The organism is Mucilaginibacter sp. P4_C11 (assembly GCF_056402115.1).
Genome location: NZ_JBFUIA010000020.1, coordinates 131,127 through 149,280 on the forward strand (window position 1 = coordinate 131,127; position 18,154 = coordinate 149,280).

Annotated in this window: 17 protein-coding genes and 1 other RNA gene; 6 read left to right on the plus strand and 12 right to left on the minus strand. The window is 41.2% G+C overall.

All coding sequences use genetic code 11. The features are described from left to right. Nucleotides 1-3: 3 nt before the first annotated feature. From AC1DU2_RS18960 to AC1DU2_RS19000, 9 genes are all read right to left on the minus strand, one after another. Entirely contained in the window at nt 4-3,141 is a 3,138-nt protein-coding gene (locus AC1DU2_RS18960) for a SusC/RagA family TonB-linked outer membrane protein (protein WP_477386032.1), read from the minus strand. A 588-nt stretch (nt 3,142-3,729) separates the two neighbouring features. After that, the gene (locus tag AC1DU2_RS18965) at nt 3,730-4,698 is read right to left on the minus strand and encodes a YpdA family putative bacillithiol disulfide reductase (RefSeq protein WP_477386034.1); all 969 of its coding nucleotides are present in this window, start codon (nt 4,696-4,698) and stop codon (nt 3,730-3,732) included. Nucleotides 4,699-4,772: 74 nt separating this feature from the next. Continuing rightward, on the minus strand, nt 4,773-4,850 hold the full coding sequence (locus AC1DU2_RS18970; protein ID WP_477386055.1) for a hypothetical protein: 78 nt from the start codon (nt 4,848-4,850) through the stop codon (nt 4,773-4,775). Between the two features lie 127 nt (nt 4,851-4,977). Continuing rightward, nucleotides 4,978-5,250 (minus strand): hypothetical protein, encoded by a 273-nt coding sequence (locus tag AC1DU2_RS18975; RefSeq protein ID WP_477386036.1) that lies wholly within the window; start codon nt 5,248-5,250, stop codon nt 4,978-4,980. A gap of 88 nt (nt 5,251-5,338) precedes the next feature. After that, nucleotides 5,339-5,437: signal recognition particle sRNA small type (gene ffs / locus AC1DU2_RS18980), an RNA gene on the minus strand. Nucleotides 5,438-5,674: 237 nt separating this feature from the next. Then, the gene (locus AC1DU2_RS18985; RefSeq protein WP_477358266.1) at nt 5,675-6,208 is read right to left on the minus strand and encodes a hypothetical protein; all 534 of its coding nucleotides are present in this window, start codon (nt 6,206-6,208) and stop codon (nt 5,675-5,677) included. A gap of 102 nt (nt 6,209-6,310) precedes the next feature. Further along, the gene (locus AC1DU2_RS18990) at nt 6,311-6,883 is read right to left on the minus strand and encodes a 2'-5' RNA ligase family protein (protein ID WP_477386038.1); all 573 of its coding nucleotides are present in this window, start codon (nt 6,881-6,883) and stop codon (nt 6,311-6,313) included. A gap of 7 nt (nt 6,884-6,890) precedes the next feature. Then, nucleotides 6,891-7,511 carry a 2'-5' RNA ligase family protein gene (locus AC1DU2_RS18995; protein ID WP_477386040.1) on the minus strand — a complete coding sequence of 207 codons (621 nt, stop codon included), beginning with the start codon at nt 7,509-7,511 and terminating at the stop codon, nt 6,891-6,893. An 11-nt stretch (nt 7,512-7,522) separates the two neighbouring features. Continuing rightward, nucleotides 7,523-8,152, minus strand: a complete 630-nt coding sequence (locus AC1DU2_RS19000) for a 2'-5' RNA ligase family protein (RefSeq protein WP_477386042.1) — start codon at nt 8,150-8,152, stop codon at nt 7,523-7,525. Between the two features lie 71 nt (nt 8,153-8,223). Between AC1DU2_RS19000 and dinB the strand changes: the two genes are divergently transcribed. From dinB to AC1DU2_RS19025, 5 genes are all read left to right on the plus strand, one after another. Beyond that, entirely contained in the window at nt 8,224-9,408 is a 1,185-nt protein-coding gene (gene dinB, locus AC1DU2_RS19005; RefSeq protein ID WP_477386044.1) for a DNA polymerase IV, read from the plus strand. A 99-nt stretch (nt 9,409-9,507) separates the two neighbouring features. Next, nucleotides 9,508-11,415: an SGNH/GDSL hydrolase family protein gene (locus tag AC1DU2_RS19010; RefSeq protein WP_477386046.1), complete on the plus strand. Its 1,908-nt coding sequence runs from the start codon at nt 9,508-9,510 to the stop codon at nt 11,413-11,415. A gap of 180 nt (nt 11,416-11,595) precedes the next feature. Then, the gene (locus AC1DU2_RS19015; RefSeq protein ID WP_477386048.1) at nt 11,596-12,837 is read left to right on the plus strand and encodes an acyltransferase family protein; all 1,242 of its coding nucleotides are present in this window, start codon (nt 11,596-11,598) and stop codon (nt 12,835-12,837) included. A 115-nt stretch (nt 12,838-12,952) separates the two neighbouring features. Continuing rightward, nucleotides 12,953-13,981 carry a sensor histidine kinase gene (locus AC1DU2_RS19020; protein WP_477386050.1) on the plus strand — a complete coding sequence of 343 codons (1,029 nt, stop codon included), beginning with the start codon at nt 12,953-12,955 and terminating at the stop codon, nt 13,979-13,981. After that, a complete protein-coding gene (locus AC1DU2_RS19025) occupies nt 13,981-14,682 on the plus strand; it encodes a LytR/AlgR family response regulator transcription factor (protein WP_477358283.1) in 702 nt (233 codons plus the stop codon). The genes AC1DU2_RS19020 and AC1DU2_RS19025 overlap by 1 nt, the downstream gene beginning before the upstream one ends. Nucleotides 14,683-14,829: 147 nt before the next feature. Here AC1DU2_RS19025 and AC1DU2_RS19030 read toward each other — a convergent pair whose 3' ends face one another. Genes AC1DU2_RS19030 through AC1DU2_RS19040 form a run of 3 tightly spaced genes read right to left on the minus strand, consistent with a single transcriptional unit; the run spans nt 14,830 to nt 16,477 of the window. Further along, nucleotides 14,830-15,420, minus strand: a complete 591-nt coding sequence (locus AC1DU2_RS19030; RefSeq protein ID WP_477358285.1) for a hypothetical protein — start codon at nt 15,418-15,420, stop codon at nt 14,830-14,832. Then, nucleotides 15,407-15,904, minus strand: a complete 498-nt coding sequence (locus AC1DU2_RS19035; RefSeq protein ID WP_147060001.1) for an RNA polymerase sigma factor — start codon at nt 15,902-15,904, stop codon at nt 15,407-15,409. The genes AC1DU2_RS19030 and AC1DU2_RS19035 overlap by 14 nt, the downstream gene beginning before the upstream one ends. 45 nt (nt 15,905-15,949) lie before the next feature. After that, nucleotides 15,950-16,477: a hypothetical protein gene (locus AC1DU2_RS19040; RefSeq protein ID WP_477386052.1), complete on the minus strand. Its 528-nt coding sequence runs from the start codon at nt 16,475-16,477 to the stop codon at nt 15,950-15,952. A gap of 301 nt (nt 16,478-16,778) precedes the next feature. Here AC1DU2_RS19040 and AC1DU2_RS19045 point away from each other — a divergent pair. Continuing rightward, nucleotides 16,779-18,154 (plus strand): dicarboxylate/amino acid:cation symporter (locus AC1DU2_RS19045; protein WP_477386054.1); only part of this gene is annotated, 1,376 nt, incomplete at its 3' end.

The following is an 18,154-nucleotide window of genomic DNA, read 5'->3' on the forward strand; positions in this document are numbered from 1 at the left end:
AGTCTAAAAGGAAACGTTAGCTCCAAGATTGAAGGTTCTGTTCATCGGGTAGGTGTAGCCTGCAAAAGCTTTGCTGAAATCGCCGTTATCTCTTGGATTTGGCCCCTGATGCTCAGGATCATAGTTTTTCAATCCGGTAAATGTTAACAGATTGTAGCTGTTTACATATATCCTGAACTTTCTAACACCTATGCTTTTCAAAACTGCCGGCGATAAAGAATAACCAAATTCAAGCGTTTTTACACGCAGATAGCTGGCATTTTGTATCGCTTTTGTACCCTGTGCGGCAGGCGACCCCATTGCAGGGTAATAGCCTGGTACCCATTGTGTATTCGGGTCAAAAACGTTTGCCGAAGGATCTGCCGTGTGCCAGCTGTCAAGGAAGCGTGTTAAAGCGCTTCTGCCATACATCAACGGTTCTGCAAATTGTTCGCCATACTGTACGTAAACCCCGGCTGCGCCTTGTAAAAGCATGTTCATATCAAATCCTTTATAACTTAGGCCTACGGTAAAACCATAGTTGTATAGCGGTATATCGGTAGTGGCAATAGGATGACTGTCTTTATCATCTATAACCCCGTCGCCGTTCCAATCCTTATAATAATAGTCGCCGGGTATGGTATTGTTATTGCCACCACCCGTGTTTACGCCATAATTATATATTTGCTTGTAGGTGGTAAACTGCCCGGCATACTCTGGCCCCCACCAAACATTCTGATACCTGTTTGTTTGGTTCTCTTTCCAGTTTAAATACTCGTTACCTGAATTACTGCGAAGAACAGTCATGTTTTTTAAGCGGGTTGTACCTATGTTACCTGTAAGGTTTACACCCAGCTGACCAAAAGTATTCCTGTACGATAAGTTAAAATCCAAACCCTGTACCCGGTCGCTGTTGTAATTAATCTGGGGCACATCGGCACCTACTGTTCCGGGTAAAGCCACCGAAGGGGTAGCGGGCAATCCGGTTCTGTCGTTTCTGAAAACTTCAATAGTTCCGTCAACTTTTCCACCAAACAAACCAAAATCAATAGCTATATTCTTTATGGTGCTTATTGGCCAGGTTAAACCAGGGTTGCCAAGTTTTGGCGCCGACCCGTTTACCGCGCTTGAAGCAAAAATGTAGTTGTTTACCGGATAAGTGTAACCGTTAACATAATTGAATGCATTACCCTGCTCGTCACCAACCTTACCGTACGAAGCTCTGAGCTTCAGGTTGGAAAGGATGTTATCTGAGACCAGTTTGCGGAAAAAATCCTCTTTTGTTAAAACCCAGCCTATTGATGCACCCGGGAAGAAGCCATATTGATCGGCCCCTGGTTTATACAAACTGGTGCCATCCCGGCGAAAACTGAATTCGGCAAGGTACTTTCCTTTAAAATCATAATTAAACCTTCCAATAATACTCCTATGTGCCTGGTCCTGCAAAGCATTGGCATCCATTCCACCATACATATTGGAATTTTGCAGGCCGCCGAATAAATAATTTACCGGAATCTCGGTATCGCGGTATGCGTTAAAATTATCAGCAGTTTCATGGCTTTGCTCATAGGTAGCCATAGCTGTGATATTGTGGTCATCAAAAAAAGTATGCGCGTAATTTAACGTTACCTGGCTTAAAGTATTTAAGTGGGTATAATAGGCGCGGGTGATGCCCGAAGGTGAATTTACAACGCTTGGTATGTAACTATTGTCGTCTGCTTTGTAAGTATATAAAGAGAATGTCTTTTTTATCTGATTATAATCATTAACCCCATAATCAATATTAAATAAGGCCTTTGCACTTAATCCCTTTATACCTGGGATGTCATACGTTAAATTTAACTGGCTGGTAATACTTTTGTTCCTGCTCCTTTTTGAACCCACTTTGTCGGCATCGGTTATGATAGATGGGTTCATGTTATCATCAATTACAGCTGGATATAAAGGATTATCATTAGCGTATATCTGGTGTGTAGGTATCTGGTTCCAGGTGTACTTATAAATAGTCCATTCGTCTGTATAAGGCTGATTTTTTTCATCCATCCAGGCCGATGTTAATACCTGCCCTTTTAACCCTTTTGTTATATTGGCCGTAACGTTTGAGCGGAAATTATATTTGTTGTAGTTTAAATCTCCGGTTTTAAAAACACCGTCCTGCCGTTGATAACCAAAGTTGAAGAAATAGCTGATTTTGTCGTTTCCGCCATCAATATTTAAATTATGCTGTATTTGGTTGGCTGTCTTCCTGAAAACCATGCCTATCCAGTCGGCCGATTTGTAGGTGCCATCAAGCCATGGTTTGATGTCGGCATATGAATATTGCGGGGTTACATTAGATACAAAATTATTGGCAAAATCGCGTTTAACTTTTTCGTTTGTAAGCAGCATATAATCTACAGCGCCTACGCCCTGGGGCATACCTAAAAACGTTTGGATAGCGTCGTTAACAGAATAATTGATGTTAATGTTGCCGTTTTTTCCGCCTTTTTTGGTGGTTATTAAAATGGCGCCACCTGCAGCCCTTATACCGTATATAGATGCGGCTGCATCTTTTAGTACAGAAACGCTTTCAATTTCATTCGGGTCCATGCGGCCTATTGTTGATTGGTCGCCGCCAATTACACCATCAATTACAACCAATGGGGCGCTTGTAAACCCCCTGATATTTAAATTGTTGGCAAAAGATCCCGGTTCGGCAGTTGTTTGAACAATGCGTACACCCGGTATTTTACCGCTAAGCATATTTATAACACTTTCGTTTTTAGTTGTTACAATCTCTTTGCTTTGTAGTGTTGATACAGAGCCGGTTATGGTGGCCCTTTTTTGTACACCATAGCCCACAACTACTACTTCATCAAGCGTTTTGTTAGTTGCAGTTAATGCGATGGTGCCGCCTTTTATATCTTTTACAATTACCTCTTTGGTAAGGTAGCCTAAATATGATACCTGTAAAATCACGTTAGTATTTGCAACGTTCAGGGTAAACTTTCCTGCTATATCAGTTATAGCACCAGCTGTAGTACCTTTAATTTTTACACTTACCCCCGGAAGTGCCGACCCATCGGTTAAATCAATAACCTTTCCGCTGATAGAAGTTTGCTGGGCTAACAAACCAAGCGGGAAAAGGAAGAGGAGTATAAGTAAGTATCTAAGTTTTTTCATATTGTCTCTCTGTTAATATTTAAGTTTAATTGATTTGGTTTACCGTGTTAGGGTAATAAATAGCGCGTGCGGCAGCTACTTACGGCGGGTTAGGTGCGTAATGATACATGGTGTAATTTGGTTGGTTAATAAATCACCTGACGCTTATATGAGGGCTGGCAGGTGCTATAATTGGTTTATTTTACTGACACAAAAGAAGAGGCGATCATTAATAAAAAATAAATAATAGATTAATTTTAGCTGTAAAAACACTAAAAAGGAGGCTTTTGAGATATTTTTCGCAATCGATTGCGGTTTTTGTGGTTTTGGGAGGATTTTTGTTTTTAACAAAGCCTTGCCATGGATTGACGTGGCAGTTTTACTAAACAAATATTGCCAGGTGAATTAAATGGCAATCAATTCTTCTGATCTTTGTGAGATCAATACGAAGTGGAGGAGGGGTTTTATTTACGGTGATAGTATACTTGGTGTTAATGTCAATGGTAAATTGACGGATAGTCTTTAGCCCAAAGTCTTAAGCCAAAAAAGAAAAAATTCTATTGTAGGCTTACGACTTTGTACTGTTGGCTAAACACTAATAAAGGCAAACTAATAGTGTATTTTACTTTTTGCTACGATATCATGCAATATCATATCGGCGTGCACCCGCGAGTTTTCAATAAACCAAAGGTGAGTGTCTAAGCCGCCGCAAACAACGCCTGCAAGGTATAAACCCGGCAGGTTGGTTTCCATAGTTTCGGGATTGTATTGGGGGATGAATTTATCTTCGGACAGGATAATGCCCAGTTTTTTCAGGAAATCGAAATTGGGTTTATAGCCAGTCATGGCCATTACAAAGTTGTTGGGTATGGTAATCAATCCATCGGGTGTTTTGATATCAACCTCATGTTCGCGGATGGCTTCAAGATTGGAGTTGAAATAAGCTTTGATGCTGCCTTCTTTTATCCGGTTAATGATGTCAGGCCGTACCCAGTATTTAACCCGGCTGCTAATTTCCGGCCCACGCACCACAATGGTAACGTCGGCACCCTTGCGGTAAGTTTCCAGAGCCACATCGATAGCCGAGTTGCTGGAGCCAACAACCACTACTTTTTGCAAAGTATAATAATGCGGGTCCTGGTAATAGTGTTTTACTTTGGGAAGGTTCTCGCCGGGGATATTTAAATTAACCGCGATGTCATAAAAGCCGGTAGATACGATAACCTTTTTTGCCCGGTAGATTGCTTTACTTGTTGTTATAGTGTAGGCATCGTCTTCGGTTTTTACATTGGTTACCTCCTCAAATAAATGGAGCGGAAGGTTGTTGGATAGTGCAACCCTGCGGTAATATTCCAAAGCATCATTACGGGTAGGTTTGTTATGAACGGTTACAAAAGGTACGCCACCAATCTCTAATTTCTCTGAAGTTGAGAAGAAGGTCATGGTTGAAGGGTAGTTATATAACGAGTTTACCAGGCAGCCTTTTTCGACGATTACAAAACTTAAACCTGCTTTTTGGGCTGCCAGTCCGCAAGCTAAACCTATGGGGCCGCCACCTATAATGAGTATATCGAGCATGCCGCTAAGATAGGCAGTTTTTGAGAGAGAATTGTAGGGGATTTGGGAATTTCGATTTCGGATTCATCAGCCCTTCAATTTGCTGCTGCGCTCGCATCAAAGTAATGCAAACCGTAATTAATTAGGGTTTCAGCAAAATCCCATTTTTTCATGCCGCATATTTCTGCTGCTTGCCCTAAACTAAGCTTATCCGATTCATATAATTGGCCATAATCAAACGGACAGTTTCGTCATCTTCTTTTAAGAGCATCGGGAACCCTGTATTTTCATTGTAAGCCATTAGCGCTTATGAAGCACGTTGTGCAAGCAATCTTTTAAATTTAAAAGATTGTTCAGTTCGTAATCATTGAATAGTCCTTTATCAACATCAATTATCGACTCCAATCTTGTATAGAACTCAAACCAGCCGTCTGTTAAACCATTAACATAGAGTTGAGCGTCTTTTAGTTTATCGACTATTTCGATAAGTTCCCTTGAAATTAGAGATTCGCAAACAACATCGAATATCAGCCAATAGTCCTTCCATATTTGTTCAGTAGGTTTGATTGCCATGTAGGATCAATAACAATTTGTTGACTTGGAAAAATAGAGCCTTTGGGATATGTTAAATTCCGTTTTCCAGCGAAAAAAAGAAAATAAAAAAGGGTAAGCTACTTTTATCGCGCCGCTCAACTCTCTACCCTTGCTGTGTTCCCACCCTGGGGGAGTTCAAGAGGAGCTGGCCGTAAAAGACTTACCCCGGGGCAAATATAGAAAAAGGATGCGTATCAGGTTAATAAATTGTTAAAAAAGGCTTAGCCGCTGATAGCTAAAGGAATAGATTGTTGTTTGTTGCCCGTTGTGGGTTACATCGGGCATAAACCCCTGCTCTTCGTCGACCTTGAATGCGGGAAAACTGCGTATTTTAAAAATTTACTGCGTTTTTTTGACGGGCAAAAATAGAAAAGGCGGTTATTTAACCGCCCCCCTTTATTTTTTACTTTGTTAATATCAATTCAAGATCTTTTTTGATCAGATCAGCGTTTTTTGGTTTGATCTCGTAATCGAAATTAGCGGCACCATCAGTCGCGATCCGGATAATTGAAACTGATTTGGTTTTCAACGTTTCGATATCATCTTTTTCCAGCTTATAATATACAAGGTTAATAACCCGGTCGGCCTGCGAGCCGTAAGTTACATGGGCATCACCGCCAGCATCTGGTTTTAAGTCCAGTACGCTGTTATCAGTAAACTTAATATTGGTAATGTTAGCCGGACCTACAGACCATAACCGGGGACCATTCATATTATCTATCCTGAAACATAGCACGTAACTTGTTCCTATTTTCTCTGCGTAAACATATAATAGCCTGCCTGTTGCAAAGCCCAATTGTGTGTAAATTCTTTCATCAGATGTTTTCCACGTGGTGTCTCCTTTGATCTTATCGATCTCTGGTTTTTCTAATTTTTGGGCACTCGCAGAAAGCGTAATGCCGGCGGCTAAAATAGCCAGGAGGTAAATTTTTTTCATTGTGAAATTTTTAGGGTTAAGTAATAATTGATAAAAGGTTATAGGTTTAAAGCCAACAAGGTTTTATGTTAAGGTTTAGGTTTTTTTATTCAATATGAGTGTTTATGCCACGGCCAGCTTTCTGTCGAAAGGGATTTTTTTATATACTTTATAGCTATCAAATTTGGTGTCGGCCTCTTTTTCCAGCACAGTTATGCCATCGGCTAAAAACTCATCTTTGTATTCAATTTTTACAAAATGGGGCCACAGGACGTTAAATGCTTCTATCGGTATTTTACGAGCAATGGTAATGTGTGGATGGAGCTTTTTTATCATCAATAAATCCTTAATGGCGGTAAACCAATCGGATGTTTCTTTATCCAATTCTATTTCGGCATAAATGGTACGGAAGGCCGGCCCATGCGAAAAAAAGTTAAACCCTATGATCCTGATGTTATGCACAATGACAGTGCGCCTGATAATAAAATCGACCATATCATAAAAAGGGCCGATAAGTTTTGGTTTCTGTGAGCCGGGATCGACCTCATCGCTGTTAACATCCAAGGTAATATGCGCACGCGAATTCATCCCCTGGAAATTACCTATGCGGTTAAAACACGCTTTTTTAAAGGCGTTTATCTTTTGATCAATACGATCTGGCGGAGACAATACAGTCAGATAATATTTAAGGCTCATATTCAAGTTAAAAAAGACTGGTTTGTTTATTAACGACAGCTGTGTTTTTTAAATGCCGCATTAAATAATCCTGGTAAACACTGTTTAATGAATCTGCAGAACCTTTAAACTCAAATTCGCGATATACAGACGTGCCGGAATTAACCAGGTTTTTTAAAATGGTGAATTTTGATACCACAAACCTCTTTTTCAACTCTTTCCTTTGAAAATAGGGCCAAAGTAAATTAAATTGTTCGGGGGTAAGTCCGCGTGCTATGGTAATGTGCGGTGTTCCGCTGCCTTTGCCTACTATATCCCACAATAATTTAAGCCAGTAGGTATTATGGTCGCTTATCTTAAGCTTTGCGTAAATGGTTTTGTTATAGCCGTTGTTTTCGTTAAAACAATCAAAGCCATCTATCTCAAAAACAACTGCCGGTAAAGCCGTTAACCTGCGCTCAAACATCGAAAAGCCATGGTCATGTACATGAATGGGGTGCTTTGGATAATTGTTGGTAGTTATATGGGGCTTTGACCCCATGCCCGGGTAATCGCCGATTACCCGCCGGGCTTCATTTTTTAATTTAACAATCTCGGTATTAACATGATCGGGCAAGGACAATACGAAGTGAAAAAATGGCGAATTCATATAATTGCTGATTAAATTGTTTCAAATAAACTGGTCTGATCCTGGCCGACCATTTCAATCCGGCCGGCTTCAATGTTTTCGGTACCAATAAAGCCTTGCTGATTTTTAAATTCAAAGGCTTTAAAAAACTCCCATTTGGCATATGGGGCAAACGTATCGCGTTTAACTATGGTAAGCGCGTTTATCCAGAATGGCTCAACCAGCTTTTTATGCCTGAAATGAGGCCATAAATCGTTAAAATCTTTTTCTGCTATATTCCTGGCAATGGTTATATGCGGCGTAAGCGCCTTTTTTATTTTTAGTTTTTTCTTTAGCTGGCCAAACCAATCGTCAACAGCTGGTGTCGACCGTATATTGGCGTATATGGTAAATTTGCCGTGCACATGCGGGAAATTTCCAAATCCATCGATATGCAGTAATACGGGCGGCAAGCTTCTCAATTCTGTTTCTAACAAGTCAATGTTTCTATCAGTCATGAACGGCTTTTGACGTTCCTTATGCTGGATTGAAATATGAGCAGGCGAGTTCATACCTTGATAATCTCCAATGAGCCTTGCCGATGCCTTTTTATAGCGGGCAATTTCGGCCCTGATTATCTTCGGTGGCGAAAGCAGCATTAAATGATCTTCGTACATCCTCATGTTCTAAATTCTGTTAATCAAAAATACTAATATTATTAGTAAAATACCAAATTAATTAGCAAATTTGTTTCGTGGATCAAAAACGACATATCGTACACATCGATCTCGATTCATTTTTTGTGTCGGTAGAGCGTAAGTTTAACCCAGCGCTTATTGGTATTCCTGTGCTTATTGGTGGCTCGGCAGATAGGGGTGTGGTTGCCTCTTGTAGTTATGAAGCCCGTAAATTTGGTATCCACTCGGCCATGCCAATGAAACAGGCCATGAAGCTTTGCCCGCATGCCACGATAGTACGTGGTTCCCATGGCCGCTATTCTGAGGCGTCCAAAGAAGTTACAGATATCATCCACGACTCGGTACCGCTATTCCAAAAATCATCGGTTGACGAGTTTTATATCGACCTTACCGGCATGGATAGGTTTTATGATTGTTACCAGGTAGCATCAAACCTTAGGCAACGTGTTATTAAAGAAACGGGGCTACCTATTTCATTTGGGATGGCATCAGGCAAAACGGTGGCAAAAATGGCTACCAATGCGTCAAAACCAAACGGTCAGCTATTTATTAAGCATGGCGAAGAATTAAAATTCCTGGCTCCATTGCCTATCGGCAAAATTCCCGGCCTTGGCGAAAGCACAGCTCAAAAGCTATATCAATACGGTATTGAAAAAATTGGCGACCTGCAACGCGCTGACCTTAAGTTTTTAGAAACTGTTTTTGGCAAAGCAGGGATTTTTCTTTGGGAAAAAGCGCATGGGATAGATTATAGCGAGATTGTGCCCCATTCTGATCGTAAATCTATATCGACAGAGCATACTTTCGATATCAATGTAAACGACCAACGGACCATTGAAACCATCCTTGTTTCGATGACGGAAGAACTATCGTCAAAACTGCGGCGTGAAAATAAACTGGCATCGTGCCTGGCTATCAAAATAAGGTATGCCAACTTTGAAACCCACACCCAGCAGCAAAAGATAGCCCTTACCGCGGCCGAGCATATTCTGTTGCCCGGCGTCAAAAACCTGCTGAAAAAAGCGTGGAACCAGCACCGGCCCATCAGGCTGATAGGGGTAAGGTTAAGTAACCTCTCAAGCGGCCGCTACCAGATTAACCTGTTTGAAGATAATGAGGAACGCATCCGCTTATACCAGGCAATGGATAATATCAACTTTAAATTTGGTGATAAAACTATTTGCCGGGCATCGGGCATGGAGATAGGCACGAGGAATTTTAACCCGTTTTTGAAGGGTTAGGCTCTAAAAGGAAGAAGATACAGTTAAGGACAGTTTGCTAAAAAAAACGGTTAATTTAGCGCTTGTACTTCTGGTAAACCTGTAATTACTCCCGCCGTGATGAAACAAATAAGACCATTGCTATTGTTGGTACCCATATTCATGATCCTGAGCGCTTACAAACCCAGGGAGTTGACCTGGGTGGCCATAGGTGACTCAATCACTTATCTAAACGATCATCTTAATGAAACGGGTAACCGGGTAACCAGGGGATACCTAACCGGCGTGACCGAGCAGTTAACCGGTTTGAATTATATTAATAAGGGCTTTAACGGCTGGACATCGGGCGGTATCGCACAAAACATAGACAGCCTTGGAATTCCGGTAGCGGATGTTTACACTGTTTTTTTGGGAACTAACGACTGGTGGCAGGGAAGGCCTGTTGGCAGCCCGGACGATTATAAAGCCGGTAAAGGCAATGCTACCGTTTACGGCTCGTTCCGCATTATTATCAATAAGCTGCGTAGCTTAAACCCCGATGCAAAAATTATGCTGATAACTCCCATGCAAAGGGTTGACTTCGTGTATATTAACGATCAGCGAAATAATGCCTTTGGCAGCTATCGCACTAAGAATGGCCAATCGCTGGAAATGCTTGCGAACGCTATAGATTCTATCGGCAGCTGGGAACAAATTCCGGTGGTTGACCTTTACCATGACAGCCGGTTGGCAATAGAGAACCTGGTTAAATTTAAACGCCTTAAAAACCCGGCATCGGGCGCTTACAAGAATTACGTTTACCCGGAATTTACCAACGTCCCTTTTAATGCTGCTACAGATGATTACCCTTATCCTAAGGAGGCCATCGGGTTAACATACGACGGTTTACATCCTTCGGACCAGGGAAACGCTGTTATTGCCGGAGCAGTGACAAAAGTATTTAAGCAATGGTTTGGTGCAGATAATGCAACCGATTGGAAAGGATACATCGACCTGCAGGCATATACCAAACCGTTTTGGACGGCTGATACCATTGTAGATGAATCTGTACAGGTGATGAAGGATCAGGCCAATTTCAGTACGAGACTGCTTTTTAAGCCTACTAAAATAATATCGGTAAAAGCCGCCAATTACAGCAAGGAATATATTAAAGGAAAGGACTGGACTGAATACAACGGTAACCTGGTTATCCCGGAAGGCTCATTTGTTCCTTACTTTAGCCCGGGAGACCTGATTTTTGATAAAGCCAGACCGGGGCGTTCTATGGCGGGTAAAGTGCCAGGCACCCACGTGCTTTTTAGCGAAGGTCCGTTTTTCAGTTCAAGGCAAATATTGGTTTCGTACCTCCCTGAAAAGCGGCGAAACTGGAAAGGGCCGGTGCCCAGGTTTGCCGGATTGCTGCTGCCAAATACGCTTGTTAAATTGAAAAACCAAACTGGCCTTAAGGTAGTTTTTTATGGTAACAGCATAGAAGTAGGTTATAACGCCAGTGGCCTGGAAAAAACACCACCCTATATGCCTGTATGGCCAGAACTGGTGATTAGTAGCCTGAAAGCAACTTACGGGAATCACATTGCCTTTGCCAATACCTCGGTAGCTGGCCGTGCGGCAAAATGGGGACAGGACTCTGTACGCCGCCGGGTAATGGCAGAAAACCCAGACCTGGTAGTAATTGGGTTTGGGATGAACGACGGGACTGCGAAGATAGCCCCCCCGGTGTACAGGGAACAGATTAGGGGGATCATAGATTCGGTTAGGTTGGCCAATGCAAAAGCGGAATTTATTCTGATAGCGCCGATGCTTGCTAACCCGGCCTCGGGTTTCAGCGGTTTTCAGGTACTCTATAAGGCGGAACTAGATAAACTGGCAGGAAAAGGTATAGTTGTTGCCGATATTACAGGTGTACACTCTGAATTGTTAAAGCATAAAACTTACCAGGATATGACAGGTAACAACATTAACCACCCTAATGATTATCTGGCCAGATGGTACGCCCAATATATTTTAGGGTTGTTGCTAAACAGATAGTTGACTCCAGTAATTTTCGTTTTTTATTGTCGCAGTAGCGTTCTGCGACGTTAGGCATCTTAAATCTTATATCTTACATTCGCTCTTAATCACAGTTCGTCAAAGGTTTTTTACCATTGGTCAAAGTATTTATATTGATTGCGCCGGCTTTGTTTCCTTTGATAAAAAAACAAAACGATCATGCAATCCACACAACGACAAACTTACCTCGATTGGTTACGAATCATATCAATCATCGGCGTATTATTTTTTCATTCGGCCATGCCTTATGTGGCCGAGGATAACTGGCATATAAAAAACGCCCAAACCAGCAATTTGATGATGGAATCAAATCATTTTTTGCACCTTTTTCGGATGCCGCTGCTCTTTTTTATTTCTGGCACCGTGAGTTACTATATGATGCAGCGGCGATCTACTTTAAACTTCATCGGCTTACGTTTCCGCAGGCTGTTTATTCCATTACTGGTAGGCATGTTTATCATTGTGCCGCCTCAAATTTATATAGAGCGGCTGGCAAATGGCTACCAGGGCAGTTACTGGCACTTTTACGCAAGTGTATTTAATTTTGTGCCTTATCCTAAAGGCAGTTTTAGCTGGCATCACCTATGGTTTATTGCTTACCTATTTATTTACGATTTAATATTTGCCCCGGTATTTGCATGGATGGTCTCGCCCAAAAGTGATAGCTTTAAAACTAAACTAGCGGTCCTGGCTAAAGGTAAATGGATTTACCTGCTCATGTTGCCGGGTATCATTTGGTTTACATTTTTAAGCTGGCAATTACCCGAAACAAACGACTTAATTCACGACGGATGCTATTTTGTTTACTGGCTGTTTTTTGTTTTGGCCGGCTTTATATGTATTGTACAGCCCAAACTAATGGATAGCCTGCAACGGAACCGGCGTTTTGCTTTAACTATTGGCTTTTTGAGCCWCATGTTATGGGAATGCCTGAGGTGGAATGGAATCGAGCCTTTACACGCCCGCTGGCCATTTCAAAATATATTGTTTAGTTATGCTTTTACTGCTTTAAGGCCAATAATTGCCTGGGGATGGGTATTGGCTTTGGTTGGCTATGGCAAACAATATCTTAACCGCACTCATAAAGTTTTAAGTTATTTAAACCAGGCTGTGTATCCTTTTTATATTCTTCACCAAACTGTGATAGTGCTGCTGGTTTATTACATTGTACAGGTGCAAAATGAAAGTATCCTGTCGAAATATATTTATACCGTTGGGATCACCTTTTTTATAACTATGCTTATTTATCATTTACTGGTGCGTCCATATACCTTAACCCGCTTTTTATTTGGGATGAAACCTTTGGAGATGAGCCAAGAACCAAGAGTCAGGAATCAAGAAGATGTTGCTGAACTGGAAAAGCTTGGCAGCCGCGAACCACTTACTACATCCGTGGTATGAAATTGAGTTGCCAGGTAAGCAAATTTGCATAGTAAAAACAATTATCATACCTTAAACAAGATCAAATTACGACCTTAGTCTTAACTCTTGATTCTTAACTTTTGACTCTTTTCCCATGAAGTTTTTCAGGAAATATATTTCCCCCGCGTTGTATGGCCTGCTGGTATATTTTACCGTAAGGCTGCTGCATGACACTGAACATGATGAAATGTTTTGGAAAAGAGACTGGGGTTTAAATGTCCTTGAAATGAGCTGCAGTGTATTGGTGGGCTATGCAGGCATATATTTATTTGAATGGCTCTTTCGGTTTTATGACAGGCGCTGGCCACTGCAATTCAATTATCGGGGAGTAGTAAGAGAATTAACTATACTGGTGTCTGCTAACCTGGTTTTGGTGAACCTGATATTTACTCCAATGGCTGCATTTACTGACGACGGCCTATCCTGGGGTGATCTGGCAGACCTTACCATGATACCAACCTTATATGCCATTATTTATTATGGCATAGCCCGTAGCAGCACATGGTTAAAGGCCTACATTGCCAACAAAGTACAACTGGAAAAGTTGACTACCGATCAGTTACAAACCGAACTTAAGTTTTTGAAAGCCCAATATCATCCGCATTTTTTGTTTAATGCTTTAAACACCATTTATTTTCAGATGGATGAGGATGTGCCGGCGGCCAAGCAAAGTACAGAATTGCTTTCCAGTTTGTTAAGATATCAACTTTACGATCAGCAGCAACAGGTACCTATAAACCACGAATTGGAATACCTGCAAAACTACATCCGCTTTCAGCAAATAAGGGCCAGCAGTAAATTGAAGCTGAATATTTGTTTTGATGAAAGGTTAACAGACCAGTCAATTTACCCATTACTACTGCTTCCGTTGGTCGAAAATGCTTTTAAATACGCGGGTGGCAATTTTGAAATCAGTATTAGTGCAAATATTAACAATGGTGACTTTATTTTTGCTACGGTTAATGATGTACCGGCACAAATACAGCCTAACGAAAACTATACTGGTATTGGGTTAGAGAATTTACGCCGCCGTTTACAGTTGTTGTATCCGGATAAACACCGGTTAACGGTTGGCTGTGAAGGGAATCGTTTTTCAGCACAGTTAGTGATAGAATTTAATTGATGAACTTGATAACTTGTATAATAACCGATGATGAACCTTTTGCGCGCAAGGGCCTGCAGGGTTATGTGGAAAAGACCAGCTTTTTTGATTTAAAAGCGCAATGCGAGGACGCAATGGAATTGAGCGAAGTGCTGAAACAACAGCCTGTCGATCTGCTTTTTTTAGACATCCAGATGCCGCATTTAACAGGGGTTGAATTTATAAGATCGTTGCAAAATCCGCCAAAGGTGATATTTACCACAGCGTTCAAGGAATATGCCACAGATGGTTTCGACCTTGATGTGCTGGATTATCTATTAAAACCCATCTCGTTTGAGCGATTTATGAAGGCTGCCTTTAAGGCCAAAGATTATTTTGATCAAAAGGGGAGTATGGGTATAGAAATGGGATACATGTTTGTAAAGAGCGAAGGCAAGCTTGAAAAAGTTGTTTTTGATGAGGTGTTGTTTGTGCAGGGTATGGAGAACTATGTGGTGATACAAACGGCCAACAAAAAGATCATCACCCACAGTACATTAAAAGCTTTTGGCGAAAGGCTACCGCAGCGTAAATTTTTACAAACTCATAAATCGTACTTTGTGGCGTATGATAAGGTAAACTCCATTGATGGTAATATGCTGAATGTAGGAATACACCATGTGCCTATCAGCAGGCAGTTACGGGAACAGGTGATGCAGCTGCTGATTAACAGGGGGAAGTAAATTGGTTGCCCATATCTTGTTCTTAACCGCGATATGTTCTTCAAGGTTGGAGGCCTGTCAGTCTGAGCCTGTCGAAGACTCGCGCGGAGAGGCCTTTGCCTACCATGGTTCGACAGGCTCACTATGAAAGCCTTTTTACAACTTTATTTAATTAAACTGTTCTTTTAACCGAACCAGTCTATCAATCATCAGGTTAAGCTTTTCTTCTTCGTTTTTAAACATCCTGGGTTTTAAGTAAAAAGTGGTAAACAAAAACCAAATGGTGATGGAACTATAAGTGCCAATTTTAAATGCCAGGGAAGATTTTTCCAACACCTCGATAAAGTACAGTGCCAGGCCGGCGCTGATTAATAGAATGTAGATATAATAAAACCAACCTGTAATTTTCGACCGTGTTTTTTGGTATTCTTTAAGGCTATCCAAATACTCGGCCGGGTTAATGGTTGCGTCGCGCTTGCTTAAAATGTGATAGTGCCTTACGGTAAGCGCCAAATACATCAGCATGGTAAGCAATACTATTAAAATACCCGCCGTTGTAACCCCCGACTTGAATGCCAGGAAAAATGTAACAATGGCGGCAAATACTGTAACGGCCACCATGGCCACAATTGTCCAATACAACTTGTTGGTTATGCCGCGAATCCCCTTCTTTACCTGCTTCAGCACATCATCCACTGAAAGCTGATCTTGCTTTGGCTGTCCCTGCCAAACCGACATCAAATGATCAAAGTCTTTCATACTGGTTATATAATTCAGTTAACTTCTGTTTAATACGATAAATTTTCACCCTCAGATTTCCCTCCGATATCCCCGAAACCTCTGCTATTTCGGGATATGGTACTTCATCAAGTACCAATGTTATTATAATTCTTTCCGATTCCTCCAGTTTTGATATGCATTTGTATAGTAAAGCAACCTGCTCATTCTTTTCAGAAAACTCCTCTCGTTTAGTTTCAGCTATTTGTTCGGTAAGTTCGTCTTTCGCCTGTCGCTTCTCCGATCGCAGGTAGGTTAAGCAGGTGTTTACGGCAATACGATAGATCCAGGTAGAGATCATGGCCTGGTTACGAAATTTATCCAGGTTTTGCCATACTTTTAAAAAAGTTTCCTGTAGCAGGTCGTTCGCGGCGTCATCGTCGCCGGTATAACCATAGCACAAATGGAAAATCTTTTTAGAATTAGCTGCATAAATTTCCTTGAATGCTGCTTCTTTGTTGGCCACTGTTAATAGAATTTATATGGGTTAGATTATCTTAGTGTACATATGTTACAACAGGTAATCACTCTTTTTAAACCAGTTCAATTTTTTTTCGGCATCTGTAATTAATGCATTGTAGCTATCGGCAAAATCATATTGCAGGTCTTCATGTAGTTTAGTTATTAGCGTTTTTACCTTTTCAACCTGCCGGGTTAATATCAGGCGTATTGGTTTGTATGACGTGCGCCTGTCGGCATACTCCAGGTAATTACTGCAAAAATTTAGCAAAAACTCAATCTCGGCCGTTTTTGAGCCCGCAAACTTAGTGTATTTGCTCAATAATCGTAATATTTTACGCATGCCTTTAGCCGCGTTATAGCTCAAGGCCGGCAACTGGCTAAACATGAATCCTGCTTCGGCTTTAACTTTTTCAATAAAGGCCGCCTCATCGTAGGCTTCGAACAGCAAATAGGCCAGCAATTCTTTGTTTTCTTTTTTATAACGCGCCAGCCGAAGCAATAACTCAGACAGTTGCTCATGCGGCAAATGCTGAATTTCTTTTTTGATATGCTGTAGTCCGTAGGTAGTAACTGTCATTATAAATAGAATCAAGAATTGAGAGTCAAGAATCAAGACATGATCAATTCTGGTTGCCAATATATACAAAATGTTTTAAGAGAGTCAAGAATCAAGAGCCAAGAATCAAGAAAAACACAAATCTTCAATGATAATACAAATTAAGAAGGAAGGTGTTTGCGGGGCGAAGAGTCAAGGGTCAACCATCTGTTTGCAGCTTAATTTTTCCTGTCTTGACTCTTGATCTTGACTCTTGATTCTTTCCGCTCCGATTCTTAACTCTTGATTCTATTTCACTACTTTTGTCGACTGATCAAAATCCATGCAAAAAAAAAGCAAGCTGACGCTGTATATTTTTATAGCGCTTATCGCCGGTGTAATAGTTGGTTATATTTACAACACTAACGTAATCAATAAAATTAATGCCAATATAAGTACAGCGGATGCGCACATTAAAGCCATTGATAAAAACTTGCTGGCATCAACGGATACTACAACCGCTGGCTTTCAAAACTTAAAGCTACAGCGGAAAGCAGAAGTTAAATTACAGCAGGATAACAGCACTTTAAGAGAAGACAAGCTTGAGGGCTTTAATATTTTAAGTAAGATTTTCCTGAATTTGATAAAGATGATTGTGGCGCCGCTGGTGTTTACAACGCTGGTGGTTGGTGTTGCAAAAGTAGGCGATATTAAAGCAGTAGGCCGGATAGGCGGCAAAACGATGCTTTGGTTCGTTAGCGCCACCTTAGTGTCTTTATTGTTAGGGATGCTGCTGGTTAACTTATTTGAGCCAGGCAAAACTATGCACCTGCCGTTGCCAGACAGCCATTTAAGTACCGGTATCAAAAAATCGGCACTGTCATTAACCGAATTTATCGGGCATGTGTTCCCCTCAAGCTTTATCAAATCGATGGCTGATAACGAGATATTGCAGATTGTGGTGTTCTCTTTGTTTTTCGGTATTGCCACGGCAGCAATTGGCGAGCAGGGTAAAATAGTTACCAAAGCTATGGATGCCATTGCCCATGTGATATTAAAGATAACAGGCTATGTAATGAAGTTGGCCCCTGTTGCCGTATTTGGCGCTATAACAGCGGTAATTGCAAAGCAGGGCTTAGGTGTTTTATCAACCTATGGCATATTTATTGGCGAATTCTACTTTTCGTTAGTGTTGCTTTGGCTTATCATAATATCAGCGGGCTTTATTGTTTTACGTAAGCCCGTTTTCAGACTGATTAATAGCATAAAAGATGCTATGCTTATTGCATTCAGCACTTCAACCAGCGAGGCTGCTTACCCTAAAGTATTGCTGGAACTGGAGCGGTTTGGCTGTAGCAACAAAATTGTGAGTTTCGTATTACCATTAGGGTACTCATTTAATTTGGATGGCAGCATGATGTATATGACCTTTGCATCATTGTTTTTGGCACAATCATACGATATACATTTATCCTTCGGGCACCAGTTGTCGATGCTGTTGGTGCTGATGCTTACCAGCAAAGGTGTAGCGGGCGTACCAAGGGCATCTTTGGTTGTTATTGCAGGAACTCTATCAATGTTTAATATCCCAGAGGCAGGATTGTTCCTGTTGATAGGAATTGATCCTTTGTTAGATATGGGTAGATCGGCGACAAATGTTTTGGGCAATGCTATGGCAACGGCGGTTGTTAGTAAGTGGGAGGGAGAACTTGATAAAAC